A 12,816-nucleotide genomic window follows, 5' to 3' on the forward strand; every position below is an offset into this window, starting at 1 on the left:
AAGAGACAGGGCCCCTGTGAGGTCCCCCACAACCGATCCCGACCGCGTGACACTCGTCACGCCGGGCCGTTCCGCACGTCGCGGCGGCACCGTTACTGTCATCCTCGACAACACCCGACCCCGCCAAGATCGTCTCCCGCTCGGAGGGCCGCCGCACCGCCACTCAGCTCCCACGCCCGCCGCCAGGGCACCGACATGGACGCGGACGGCCGGCGATCGCCGGAGCCGTCTCCGGCCGGAATCGCCACTCCGCGTGAACGAGTTCATCGTTCGGCACGTACTCACAATGCGAACACACCGACCCCTGCATTCGCATACGAGTAAAACCACAATGAGCGCTCCAGCACGCCCAAGAACCCTTCGAAACTTTCGTAGAATGAGCTTTTCCCGCAACGCGGCTCCCGGCACCCCCGGCACACGCGGGGAGGCCCGGGCGCCGCGGTCACGGTGCGTCGCCGAGGCCCGCGGGTCAGGACTCGCCGGGGGCGGTGCGGCGGAGCGCGGCGGCGATGGCGGCCGCGGCGGCGCCGGGGTCGGGCGCGCCGGTGATGGGGCGGCCGATGACCAGGAGGTCGGCTCCCGCCGCCAGGGCGTCCTCGGGGGTGGCGACGCGGGCCTGGTCCTGCGCGGCGGCGCCCGCCGGGCGGACACCCGGTGTGATCAGCGTGATGTCCGGGCCGACCTCGGCGCGGACGGCGGCGGCCTCCTGCGGCGAGCAGACGAGGGCCTGCGCGCCCGCCTCGACCGACAGCAGGGCGAGGCGGCGGACGGCGTCCGGGGCCGGCCCGGCGAGCCCGACGGCGGTGAGGTCGGCGTCGCCGAGCGACGTGAGGACCGTCACCGCGGCGATCTTCGTGCTCGGGGCGGCCTCCACCGCCGCGCGGATCATCGCGGGGCCGCCCGCGGCGTGCACGGTCAGGTAGGACGGCTTGAGGCGCGCCACGGCGCGGGCGGCGCCGCGCACGGTCGCCGGGATGTCGTGCAGCTTGAGGTCCAGGAAGACCTGGACCCGGCTGGCCCCGCGCACGCTGGCGACGACGTCCGGGCCGTACCGCAGGTACAGCTCCAGGCCCACCTTGACGGTGGAGACGTGCGGCGTGACCAGGGTGGCCCAGCGCGCGGCCGTCTCCAGGTCGGGCGCGTCCAGCGCGACGGCGATGGGGGCGGCGGTCACGGCTTCTCCTTCACGGGCTCGTGCGGGCGCACCTGCGGTGGGACGTAGCCCGCGGGCTTGTGCGCGAGGCCGACGGCCTCGGCGAGGCGGCCGATCCGGCGGGCCGCGAGGGCCTCCTCCAGCTCGCGCAGGATGCGGGGCCCCGCCATGGGGTCGTGGAAGACGGCGGTGCCGACGGCGACGGCGGACGCGCCGGCGAGGACGAACTCCAGCGCGTCCAGGCCGGTGGCGATGCCGCCGACGCCGATGATCGGGGTGGTGGGCAGCGCGGCGTGCACCTGGTAGACGCAGCGGACCGCGATGGGCCGGATCGCGGGCCCCGACAGCCCGCCCGACACGCCGCTGAGCGCGGGCCGCAGCGTGCCCGGGTCGATCGCCATGGCCTCCATGGTGTTGATCAGGGTGAGGCCGTCGGCGCCCGCGTCGACGCAGGCGAGCGCGATCGTGGCGATGTCGGTCACGTCCGGGGCGAGCTTGGCGAAGATCGGGACGCCGGGCCGGGCGTGGCCGCGGACGGCGCGGACGACGGACGCGGCGGCGGCCGGGTGCCAGGCGAACACGCGCCCGCGGTCCTCGACGTTGGGGCAGGCGACGTTGACCTCGATCGCGGCGATGCCGGGGACGCCGCGCAGCCGGCGGGCCAGGTCGCCGTACTCCTCGACGCTGCCGCCGGCGATGGAGACGATCGTCCGGGCGCCCTGCTCGGTGAGCCAGGGCAGGTCGCGCTCCAGGAACGTCTCGACGCCGGGCCCGGGAAGGCCCATGGCGGTGAGGAGGCCGCTCGGGGTCTCGGTCACGCGGGGGGTGGGGCGTCCCGCGCGCGCTTGGGGCATGACGGACGTGGTGACGAACGCCCCCAGGCGGCCGAGGTCGTAGAACTGGGCGAGCTCGCGTCCCGTCCCGCCGCATCCGGCGGCCGTCATGACGGGGTTGGGCAGCTCCAGGGGCCCGAGTGCGGTGCTGAGCCGGTCACCGGCCCGGTCACTGGCCCGGTCGCTCATTGCGAGCCCCCTTCGGAGACGCTCAGGACGCGCGGCGCGCCCAGCGCGTCGAACGGGATGGTGCCGAGGTCGCCCCAGCGGACGCGGTCGCCGCGCAGGACGGGCCCGTCCGCGCAGGCGCGCACCATGCGGGTCACGCCGTCCTCGCCGTGGACGGGGAGCATGCAGGTCATGCACACGCCGATGCCGCACGCCCCGGTCCGCTGCAGGAACTCCTCGACCGACACCTGCGAGGGCAGGCCGAAGTCGCCGGCGACCTGGGTGACCGAGCGCAGCAGGCCCGTCGGGCCGCAGCCGTAGACGACGTCGGCGCCGGTCTCCTCGATGACGCGGGGCAGCACGTCCCGGACGGTGCCCTTCTCCCCCATCGAGCCGTCCTCGGTGGCGACGGTGGAGCTGTCGCCGATGCGCTGCGCCATCCGGGAGCCGAACACCTGCCGGGCGGACGGCCCGCCGAGCACGAAGTGCACCTGGCAGCCGCGCCGCAGCAGCGTGTCGGCGAGCGCGAACACCGACGCGCCGCCGGGCCCGCCGCCGACGAGCAGGCAGGTCACCGGGTCGCGGGGCAGCCGGAAGGGGCGGCCGAGCGGCCCGACGAGGTCGATCTGGTCGCGCGAGCGGCGGCCCGCGAGCCACGCCGTGCCGGGCTCGGTGTCGGCGAACACCAGCTCGACGGTGCCGCCGTAGTCGGACTTGACCTCGTGCACACCGAAGCAGCGGCGGACCAGCCGGGACGTGTGCTCGCCGCCGACGGCGAGCGCCACGAACTGGCCGGGCCGGAACCGCTCGGCGATGGCCGGGGCCACCAGCGTCATCGCGTGGTAGTCCTGCACCTGGCGGACCGTCAGCACCGTCGCCGACGTCTGCACCGGCGTGTCGGACACCCGTCTCCCTCTCCTCGTCGTGCGCCGGGCGGGCCGGGCGGACGCGTCCGCCCGGCCCGCCCGGGCTGTCGTCACCCGGGCGTCACAGCGCGCCGTCCCCGCCGGCGCGCCCGCGGGCGCCGCCGATCCGCTCGGCGTGCTCCTGGAGGGAGCGGACGCCGACCTGGCCGCCGGCGACGGCCTCGATGCCCTGCACGGCCGCCGCGAGCCCCTGCACGGTCGTCACGCACGGTACGCCCCGCAGCACGGCCGCGGTGCGGATCTCGTAACCGTCGAGCCGCGGCCCGGACTGGCCCGGGCTGCCGAAGGGAGTGTTGACGATGAGGTCGACCTCGCCGTCCAGGACGCGCCGCACGATCGTGGGCTCGCCGGACGGGCCCGGACCCTCGCTGTGCTTGCGCACGATCTTGGCACGCACGCCGTTGCGGCGCAGGACCTCCGCGGTCCCTTCCGTGGCAAGAATCTCAAAGCCCAGGTCAGCGAGCCGCTTCACCGGGAACACCATGTGCCGTTTGTCCCGGTTCGCCACGGACACGAAGACACGCCCCTTCGTCGGCAGCGAGCCGCCGTAGGCGCCCTGCTGCGACTTGGCGAACGCGGTGCCGAACACCTCGTCGATGCCCATGACCTCGCCGGTCGACCGCATCTCGGGGCCGAGGACGATGTCGACGCCCTGCCCGCGCTCGTTGCGGAACCGGTCGAAGGGCAGGACGGCCTCCTTCACCGCGATCGGCGCGTCCAGCGGCAGGGTGCCGCCGTCGCCGGTCTCGGGCAGCAGGCCCTCGGCGCGCAGTTCGGCGATGGTGGCGCCCATCATGACGCGCGCCGCCGCCTTGGCGAGCGGCACGGCCGTCGCCTTGGACACGAACGGCACCGTGCGGGACGCCCGCGGGTTGGCCTCCAGGACGTACAGGACGCCCGCGGCGAGCGCGTACTGGACGTTCATGAGCCCGCGCACGCCGACGCCGCGCGCGAGCGCCTCCGTCGACTCCCGGATGCGGCGGATGTCGTCGTGCCCCAGCGTGATCGGCGGCAGCGCGCACGCCGAGTCGCCGGAGTGGATCCCGGCCTCCTCGATGTGCTCCATGACGCCGCCGAGGTAGAGGTCCTCGCCGTCGAACAGGGCGTCGACGTCGATCTCGATGGCCTCGTCCAGGAAGCGGTCGACCAGGATGGGGTGCTCGAGCAGTGCGCCGCCCAGCGTCTCAGTGGCGCGGGCCATGTACGACTCCAGCGTGGCGTCGTCGTACACGATCTCCATGCCGCGTCCGCCGAGCACGTACGAGGGGCGCACGAGGACCGGGTAGCCGATCTCGTCGGCGATCTCGCGCGCCTCCTCGTAGGACGTGGCGGTGCCGTGCTTGGGCGCGAGCAGGCCCGCCCGGTGCAGGACGCGCCCGAACGCGCCGCGCTCCTCGGCGAGGTGGATGCTCTCCGGGGAGGTGCCCACGATCGGCACGCCGGCGTTCTTCAGCTTCTGGGCCAGCCCGAGGGGCGTCTGGCCGCCGAGCTGGACGATGACGCCCGCGACCTCGCCGGACTGCTGCTCGGCGTAGACGACCTCGAGGACGTCCTCCAGCGTGAGCGGCTCGAAGTAGAGCCGGTCGGAGGTGTCGTAGTCGGTGGAGACCGTCTCGGGGTTGCAGTTGACCATCACGGTCTCGTAGCCGGCCTCGGCCAGCGTGAACGAGGCGTGGACGCACGAGTAGTCGAACTCGACGCCCTGGCCGATGCGGTTGGGGCCGCTGCCGAGGATGATGACCTTGGGCCTGCTGCCCGGCGGAACCTCGGTCTCCTCGTCGTACGCCGAGTACAGGTACGGCGTCTGCGCCTCGAACTCGGCGGCGCACGTGTCGACTGTCAGGTACACGGGGCGGACGCCGAGCGCGTGCCGCAGCTCGCGCACGACCTCCTCCGACAGGCCGCGCAGCTCGCCGATCTGCGCGTCGGAGAACCCGTGCCGCTTGGCGCGCAGCAGCTTGTCCCCGGTGAGCGCGTCGTCGGCGGTGCGGATCTCCTCGGCGACCTCGTTGATGGCGGCGATCTGGTCGAGGAACCAGGGGTCGATGCCGGTCGCCTCGTACAGGTCCTGGATGCCCGCCCCGGCCCACAGCGCGCGCTGGACGTCCCGGAGCCGCCCGTCGTGCGGGCGCCTGGCCGACTCGACGAGGGCCTCGGCGTCGAAGTCGCCGGCCCAGCTGAACGAGGAGTCCTTCTTCTCCAGGGACCGCAGCGCCTTCTGCAGGGCCTCGGTGAAGCAGCGCCCGATGGCCATGGCCTCGCCCACGGACTTCATGTGCGTGGTCAGCGTGCCGTCGGCGCCGGGGAACTTCTCGAACGCGAACCGGGGCACCTTCACCACGACGTAGTCGAGCGTGGGCTCGAACGACGCGGGCGTCTCGCGGGTGATGTCGTTCGGGATCTCGTCGAGGGTGTACCCGATCGCGAGCTTCGCCGCGATCTTGGCGATGGGGAAGCCGGTCGCCTTGGAGGCCAGCGCCGACGACCGCGACACGCGCGGGTTCATCTCGATGACGATCATCCGGCCGGTGCCGGGGTGCACGGCGAACTGGATGTTGCAGCCGCCGGTGTCGACGCCGACCTCGCGGATCACCGCGATCGCGACGTCCCGCATGTTCTGGTACTCGCGGTCGGTGAGCGTCAGCGCGGGCGCGACCGTGATCGAGTCGCCGGTGTGCACGCCCATCGGGTCGAGGTTCTCGATGGAGCACACGATGACCACGTTGTCGGCGCGGTCGCGCATGACCTCCAGCTCGTACTCCTTCCAGCCGAGGATCGACTCCTCCAGGAGCACCTCGCCGGTCGGGGACGCGTCGAGCCCGGCGCCCGCGATGCGGCGCAGGTCGTCCTCATCGTGGGCGAACCCGGAGCCGCGCCCGCCCATCGTGAACGAGGGCCGGACGACCAGGGGGTAGCCGAGCTCGCCGGCGGCCGCGAGGCAGTCGTCCATCGTGTGGCAGATGACCGACCGGGCGGACTCGGCGTTCAGGCCCTGCTCACGTGCGACCTTGGCGACGACCTCCTTGAACCGCTCGCGGTTCTCGCCGGCCTGGATGGCGTCCACGTCGGCGCCGATCAGCTCGACCCCGTACTTCTCCAGGACGCCGCCCTCGTACAGCGCGATGGCGGTGTTCAGGGCCGTCTGGCCGCCGAGGGTGGGCAGCAGCGCGTCCGGCCGCTCCTTGGCGATGATCTTCTCGACGACCTCGGGGGTGATCGGCTCGACGTAGGTCGCGTCGGCGAACTCGGGGTCGGTCATGATCGTGGCCGGGTTGCTGTTGACCAGCGTCACCCGCAGGCCCTCGGCCTTCAGCACCCGGCACGCCTGGGTGCCGGAGTAGTCGAACTCGCACGCCTGGCCGATGACGATCGGACCGGAGCCGATGACCAGGACGGACTTCAGGTCTTCCCTGCGCGGCATTACTTCGACGCCTCCATCAGCTCGCAGAAACGGTCGAAGAGCCCGGACGCGTCGTGCGGGCCGGCGGCGGCCTCCGGGTGGTACTGGACGCTGAACGCGGGCCGCTCCAGGAGCCGCAGCCCCTCGACGCAGCCGTCGTTGAGGTTGACGTGGCTGACCACGGCGGGGCCGTAGGGCGTGTCGAACGGGCCGTCGGCGGGCGCGTCCACGGCGAACCCGTGGTTGTGGGCCGAGATGTGGACCCGGCCGGTGGCGCGGTCCTGGACGGGCTGGTTGACGCCCCGGTGGCCGAACCTCAGCTTGTAGGTGCCGAGGCCCAGCGCGCGGCCGAAGATCTGGTTGCCGAAGCAGATCCCGAAGAACGGCGTGCCGGCGTCGAGGACGCCCTTCAGCGCGTCCACGGCGTAATCGGCGGCGGCCGGGTCGCCGGGGCCGTTGGAGAAGAACACGCCGTCGGGGCCGAGGGCGAGGATGTCCTCGGTGGTGCTGGCCGCGGGCAGGATGTGCACCTCGCAGCCCCGCATCGCCAGCCGGTGGGGCGTCATCGCCTTGATGCCGAGGTCGACCGCGGCGACGGTGTAGCGCTTGTCGCCCTGCGCGGGGATGACGTAGGGCTCGGCGGTGGAGACGTCGCGGGCGAGGTCGGCGCCCTCCATCGAGGGGCTCTGCCGCACGCGGTCGACGAGTACGTCAGCGCCGGGCGCCACCGCGTCCGCCCCGCTGAAGATGGCGGCGCGCATCGCCCCCTTGTCGCGCAGGTGCCGCGTCAGGGCGCGCGTACCGGACATGGCGATGCCCACGATCCCCTGCTCGCGCAGCGCGGAGCCAAGCGAGCCGGTGGCGCGCCAGTTGGAGGCCACCCGGGCGGGCTCGCGCACCACGTAGCCGGCCACCTGGATGCGGCGGGACTCGGGGTCCTCGCCGTTGATGCCGGTGTTGCCGATGTGGGGGGATGTCATGGCCACGATCTGGCGGGCGTAGGAGGGGTCGGTGAGGGTCTCCTGGTAGCCGGTCATCCCGGTGTTGAAGACCATCTCGCCGAAGGTCTCCCCTTCGGCGCCGTACGCGGTCCCGTGGAACACCCTGCCGTCTTCCAGAACGAGCAGAGCAGGCTTCAATGGAGCTTCCCTTCCAGAACGGTCGGCTCGCCGCGCAGGAACGTCGCGACGACCCGGCCGGGCAGCTCCAGCCCCGCGAAGGGGGTGTTGCGGCTCTTGGAGGTCATGGCGAACGGGTCCACCGCGCGGCGCGGCGACGGGTCGTACAGCGTGATGTTGGCGGGCGAACCTGCCTCGAGCGGACGACCCTGTCCGGAAAGGCGGCCGATGCGGGCGGGACGTGCGGACATGCGGTCGGCGACCCCGGCCCAGTCGAGCAGCCCGGTCTCGACCATCGCCTCCTGGACGACCGGCAGCGCGGTCTCCAGGCCGATCATCCCCATCGCGGCCACGGCCCACTCGGTCTCCTTGGCCTCGACCGGGTGGGGGGCGTGGTCGGTGGCGACGCAGTCGATCGTGCCGTCGGCGAGCGCGTGCCGCAGCGCGGTGACGTCGTCGGCGGTGCGCAGCGGGGGGTTGACCTTGAAGATCGGGTCGTAGGTGCCGGCCCGGGCGTCGTCCAGCAGCAGGTGGTGCGGGGTGACCTCGGCGGTCACCGGGCAGCCCTTGCTCTTCGCCCAGCGGATGATCTCCACCGAGCCGGCCGTGGACACGTGGCACACGTGCAGCCGCGACCCGACGTGCTGGGCGAGCAGCACGTCCCGGGCGATGATCGCCTCCTCGGCGACCGCGGGCCAGCCGCGCAGGCCGAGCGCGGCCGACATCTCGCCCTCGTTCATCTGCGCGCCCTCGGTGAGGCGCGGCTCCTGCGCGTGCTGGGCGACGACGCCGTCGAACGCCTTCACGTACTCCAGCGCGCGGCGCATGATGACCGCGTCGGACACGCAGTGGCCGTCGTCGGAGAACACCCGCACCCGCGCCGCGGAGTCGGCCATGGCGCCGAGCTCGGCGAGCTTCTCGCCGGCGATGCCGCGGGTGACCGCCCCGACGGGCTGGACGTCGCAGTGCCCGGCCTCGCGCCCGAGCCGCCACACCTGCTCGACCACGCCGGCGGTGTCGGCGACCGGGTCGGTGTTGGCCATCGCGTGGACGGCGGTGTACCCGCCCATCGCGGCGGCCCGCGTCCCGGACTCGACGGTCTCGGCGTCCTCGCGGCCGGGCTCGCGCAGGTGCGTGTGGAGGTCGACCAGGCCGGGGAGCGCCACGAGCCCGCCGGCGTCGACGACCTGGGCGCCGGCCGCGTCCAGGCCGCGGCCCACCTCGGCGATGGCGCCCTCGCGGACCAGGATGTCGGCGGGCTCGCCGCCGAGGATCCGCGCGCCCTTGATGATGTACGTCGTCACTGGGAGACCTCCTGGCCGATCGCGGGCTCGGAGCCGCCGAGCAGCAGGTAGAGGACCGCCATGCGGGCGCTGACGCCGTTGGCGACCTGCTCGACGATCGTGGAGCGGACCGAGTCGGCGACCTCGGCGGCGATCTCGACGCCGCGGTTCATCGGGCCCGGGTGCATGACGATGGCGTGCTCGGGGAGCTGCGCCATGCGGTCGCCGTCCAGCCCGTAGCGGCGGCTGTACTCGCGGACGGTCGGGAAGTAGGCGGCGTTCATGCGCTCCTGCTGGACGCGCAGCATCATGATGACGTCGCTCTTCGGGATGACGCCGTCGAGGTCGTAGGAGACCGAGCACGGCCAGGTGTCGATGGCGACGGGCAGCAGCGTCGGGGGCGCCACCACGGTGACGTCCGCGCCGAGCGTGTCCAGCAGCAGGACGTTGGATCGTGCCACGCGGCTGTGCAGCACGTCCCCGACGATCGTGACGCGGCGCCCCTCCAGGTCGCCGAGGCGCTTGCGCATGGTGAACGCGTCCAGCAGCGCCTGGGTCGGGTGCTCGTGCGTGCCGTCGCCGGCGTTGACCACGCTGCCCCGCACCCAGCCGGCGAGCCGGTGCGGCGCGCCGGAGGCGCCGTGCCGGATGACGACGCCGTCCGCGCCCATCGCCTCCAGCGTGAGGGCGGTGTCCTTGAGGCTCTCGCCCTTGGACACGCTCGACCCCTTCGCGGAGAAGTTGATCACGTCGGCGGACAGCCGCTTGGCGGCCGCCTCGAACGAGATGCGGGTGCGGGTGGAGTCCTCGAAGAAGAGGTTGACGACCGTCCGGCCGCGCAGCGTCGGCAGCTTCTTGATGGAGCGGCCCGCGATCTGCGCCAGCTCCTCGGCCGTGTCCAGGACGAGCAGCGCGTCGTCGCGGGACAGGTCGGCGGCGGAGATCAGATGGCGGTTCATTGGGCACCTCCCGCCGGTCCCAGCAGGACCGCGTCGCGGCCGTCGTTCTCGTCCAGCAGGACCTTCACGGTCTCGCGCATCGAGGTGGGCAGGTTCTTGCCCACGTAGTCGGCGCGGATCGGCAGCTCCCGGTGCCCGCGGTCGACCAGCACGGCCAGCTGGACGGCGCGCGGCCGGCCGAGGTCGTTCAGCGCGTCGAGCGCGGCGCGCACCGTCCGGCCGGAGAACAGCACGTCGTCGACCAGCACGACGACGTTCTCGTCGATGCCGCCCGGCGGCAGCTCGGTGCGGCCGAGGGCGCGGGCGGGACGCATCCGCAGGTCGTCCCGGTACATGGTCACGTCGAGCGAGCCCCAGGGCACCGGGCGCCCCTCGACCTCGCGCAGCGCCCCCGCCAGCCGCTCGGCCAGCGTCACGCCGCGGGTCTGGATGCCGAGCAGCAGGACGTCGTGGCCGCCCTTGGTCCGCTCGAGGATCTCGTGTGCGATGCGGGTCAGCGCGCGTCTGATGTCCGGACCCTCCAGAACGGCCTTGGGCCGGGGGTCACCGTCCGCCACGCGCTGCTCCTGTCCGGAGGCAGCATTCACCGCCGAAACCTCCTTCCCCGCCTCACGGGACGGGCCTTAAAGGACGTCGTGTCTCCCCCACGTTAGCAGCCGGCCCGGACCGCCCCGCACCCGGACCGGTCCACGTCTTCGCAGGTGAGAGGCGTCACATTCGGCAGCCGGGCGCGGCCGGTGACGGGACCCGCGACACGCGTGCGCACGGCGCGGGCGCGATGCGGACGGCCCGGATCGAGTCCTGCGGATTCGACCGCTTTTTTCCAATCAGCTTGACCTGGCGCCGTACCCGTTTTACCGTCACTGTCCGTAACCATCCCTGGAGACAGACTCTTGAGGCCGCCCGGCTTCGCGAATCTGTCTCCCCCCGGTGACACATGACCGGGGTTCGACGACGCTGAAAGTGAGCCTGGGGGGCCGAGAATGCCGTCTGAATACGCTAAGGCTCTCGGCGCGCGCCTGCGCGCCATCCGCACCCAGCAGGGCCTGTCCCTGCACGGCGTGGAAGAGAAGTCACGTGGCCGCTGGAAGGCCGTCGTCGTGGGTTCGTACGAGCGGGGCGACCGCGCCGTCACCGTTCAGAAGCTGGCCGAGCTCGCCGATTTCTACGGCGTGCCGGTATCCGAGTTGCTGCCCGGCGGAGCCGCGCCGAGCCCGCTCGGGCCTACACCCAAGCTCGTGATCGATCTAGAGCGGTTGCAGCAGCTTCCGAAAGACAAGGCCGGTCCTCTCGCCCGCTACGCCGCGACGATCCAGAGCCAGCGGGGCGACTACAACGGAAAGGTCCTGTCCATCCGCCAGGAAGACCTGCGTTCACTCGCGGTCATCTACGACAAGTCCCCGACCGAGCTGACCGAAGAGCTGATCGGCTGGGGCGTCCTGGACCCGGAGGCGCGCCGCGCCGTCGAGTCCTTCTGACACGGCACCACCTGAAACACGGCACCACCTGAAACACCCGCACCACCTGAAACACGGCACCACCTGAAGCAGCGCACCACCCGCTTCACTGAACGACCGAGACGGGGTCCGGCACCGCGCCGGGCCCCGTTCCGCGTCCGCGCGCCCGGCGGCGGCGCGGGGCGAGCAGCGCCAGGGGCAGGACGACGGCCATCGCGGCGGCGCTCATGGCGAACCCCGCCGTGTAGCCGGCCTCGCCGGGGACGACCACGATGACGACCGCGCTGATCTGCGTCCCGAGGGACGCGCCGACCGTGCGGATGAGGGTGTTGATGCCGGTCGCGACGCCCGTCTCGCCCGAGGGGACGGCGGCGACCACGAGGTTCGCGACGGCCGCGTAGGCGAAGCCGAGCCCGATGCCCCGGGCCAGGCCGCCGACGTAGAGCTGCCACATGGCCGCGTGCTGGAGTACCACGAACGCGTAGCCGAGGCCGGTCATCAGGGCCCCGCCGAACAGCACCATGCGCGAGCCGATCCGCCGGTCGAGCAGGCCCGCCGTCATGCCAGCGGCGGTCATGCCGATGCTGGCGGGCAGCTGCAGGAGGGCCGCCTGGGTGGCCGTCCCGCCGAAGCCGTACCCGGTGTCGGCCGGGAGCTGGACGAGCAGCGGGAACAGCAGGCCGCCGGCCATGAGCGCGTAGCCGGACAGCAGCGAGGCGGCGTTGGCCGTCCAGACGCCGCGCACGCGCATCAGCCGCAGGTCGACGAGGGGGTCGGCGACGCGGCCCTCCACCCGCAGCCAGACGGCGGCCGTCACGGCCGAGAGGGCGAGCAGGCCGAGGACGCCGGGGGACGTCCAGCCCCAGTCCAGGCCCTCGGTCAGCGCGGTGAGCGCGGCCACCAGCCAGGCGGCGAACAGGACGGCGCCCCACCAGTCGACCCCGGCCGCCTTCGCGGGCGCCGACCGCGGCACGATCCACCAGGCGAGGACCAGGCCGGGCACGAGGCCGAGCACCGGCAGCCAGAGCAGCCACCGCCAGCCGAGGAAGTCGATGATCGGCCCGGCCAGGCACCAGGACACCGCGCCGCCGAGCCCCAGCATGGACGACATGAGGCCGACCGCGGACGCCGTCCGGGCGGGCGGGACGACGTCCCGGATGATCGTGTACGCGAGCGGGAACACGCCGCCGCCGACGCCGCCCAGCACCCGTCCCACGAGCATGACCGGGACCGTCGGGGCCAGCGCGGCGACGACCATCCCCGCGGTCGCGATCGCGAGCACGGCCAGCAGGACGCGCCGCGGCCCGTACAGGTCGCCCAGCCGCCCGACCACGGGCGTGGCGACCGCCGCGGACAGCGTCATCGCGGTCAGCGCCCACGCCGCGCCCGCCGGGGTGGTGTCCAGGCCCTCCTGGATCTGCGGCAGCGCGGGCGTCACGACGGCCATGGACAGCGAGTAGGCCATCACGCCGAGGAACGCCAGCAGCGGCACCAGCCCGCGCCCGCCCTGCCCCGCCAC

The 12,816-nt window shown here is 73.2% G+C and carries 10 protein-coding genes; 1 reads left to right on the forward strand and 9 read right to left on the reverse strand.

All coding sequences use genetic code 11. From position 1 onward, the window contains the following. Positions 1-469: 469 nt before the first annotated feature. From pyrF to pyrR, 8 genes are all read right to left on the reverse strand, one after another. Positions 470-1,174 (reverse strand): orotidine-5'-phosphate decarboxylase, encoded by a 705-nt coding sequence (gene pyrF, locus E1284_RS31415; protein WP_131943785.1) that lies wholly within the window; start codon positions 1,172-1,174, stop codon positions 470-472. Further along, entirely contained in the window at positions 1,171-2,175 is a 1,005-nt protein-coding gene (locus E1284_RS31420; RefSeq protein ID WP_131943786.1) for a dihydroorotate dehydrogenase, read from the reverse strand. The genes pyrF and E1284_RS31420 overlap by 4 nt, the downstream gene beginning before the upstream one ends. Beyond that, positions 2,172-3,059, reverse strand: a complete 888-nt coding sequence (locus E1284_RS31425; protein ID WP_131943787.1) for a dihydroorotate dehydrogenase electron transfer subunit — start codon at positions 3,057-3,059, stop codon at positions 2,172-2,174. Before E1284_RS31425 ends, E1284_RS31420 begins: the two co-directional genes overlap by 4 nt. Positions 3,060-3,141: 82 nt before the next feature. Continuing rightward, positions 3,142-6,501: a carbamoyl-phosphate synthase large subunit gene (carB, locus tag E1284_RS31430; RefSeq protein ID WP_131943788.1), complete on the reverse strand. Its 3,360-nt coding sequence runs from the start codon at positions 6,499-6,501 to the stop codon at positions 3,142-3,144. After that, positions 6,501-7,619 carry a glutamine-hydrolyzing carbamoyl-phosphate synthase small subunit gene (carA, locus tag E1284_RS31435; protein WP_131943789.1) on the reverse strand — a complete coding sequence of 373 codons (1,119 nt, stop codon included), beginning with the start codon at positions 7,617-7,619 and terminating at the stop codon, positions 6,501-6,503. The genes carB and carA overlap by 1 nt, the downstream gene beginning before the upstream one ends. Next, positions 7,616-8,902, reverse strand: coding sequence for a dihydroorotase (locus E1284_RS31440; protein WP_131943790.1), 1,287 nt, complete (start codon positions 8,900-8,902; stop codon positions 7,616-7,618). Before E1284_RS31440 ends, carA begins: the two co-directional genes overlap by 4 nt. Then, entirely contained in the window at positions 8,899-9,840 is a 942-nt protein-coding gene (locus E1284_RS31445) for an aspartate carbamoyltransferase catalytic subunit (protein ID WP_131943791.1), read from the reverse strand. The genes E1284_RS31440 and E1284_RS31445 overlap by 4 nt, the downstream gene beginning before the upstream one ends. Then, entirely contained in the window at positions 9,837-10,397 is a 561-nt protein-coding gene (gene pyrR / locus E1284_RS31450) for a bifunctional pyr operon transcriptional regulator/uracil phosphoribosyltransferase PyrR (protein ID WP_131943792.1), read from the reverse strand. Before pyrR ends, E1284_RS31445 begins: the two co-directional genes overlap by 4 nt. A 426-nt stretch (positions 10,398-10,823) precedes the next feature. Here pyrR and bldD point away from each other — a divergent pair, with 426 nt between their 5' ends. Further along, positions 10,824-11,318 carry a transcriptional regulator BldD gene (bldD, locus tag E1284_RS31455; RefSeq protein WP_021597992.1) on the forward strand — a complete coding sequence of 165 codons (495 nt, stop codon included), beginning with the start codon at positions 10,824-10,826 and terminating at the stop codon, positions 11,316-11,318. A gap of 85 nt (positions 11,319-11,403) precedes the next feature. Here the strand turns inward: bldD and E1284_RS31460 are convergent. Further along, positions 11,404-12,816 (reverse strand): MFS transporter (locus tag E1284_RS31460; RefSeq protein WP_341770436.1); only part of this gene is annotated, 1,413 nt, incomplete at its 5' end.

Origin of the sequence: Actinomadura bangladeshensis (assembly GCF_004348335.1) — a bacterium.
In the GTDB taxonomy this organism is placed as follows: domain Bacteria; phylum Actinomycetota; class Actinomycetes; order Streptosporangiales; family Streptosporangiaceae; genus Spirillospora; species Spirillospora bangladeshensis.

Coding starts and splice junctions, on each gene's coding strand:
- bldD (WP_021597992.1), top strand. CDS start 10,824: ATGCCGTCTGAATACGCTAAGGCTCTCGGCGCGCGCCTGCGCGCCATC.
- E1284_RS31445 (WP_131943791.1), bottom strand. CDS start 9,840: ATGAACCGCCATCTGATCTCCGCCGCCGACCTGTCCCGCGACGACGCG.
- E1284_RS31420 (WP_131943786.1), bottom strand. CDS start 2,175: ATGAGCGACCGGGCCAGTGACCGGGCCGGTGACCGGCTCAGCACCGCA.
- carB (WP_131943788.1), bottom strand. CDS start 6,501: ATGCCGCGCAGGGAAGACCTGAAGTCCGTCCTGGTCATCGGCTCCGGT.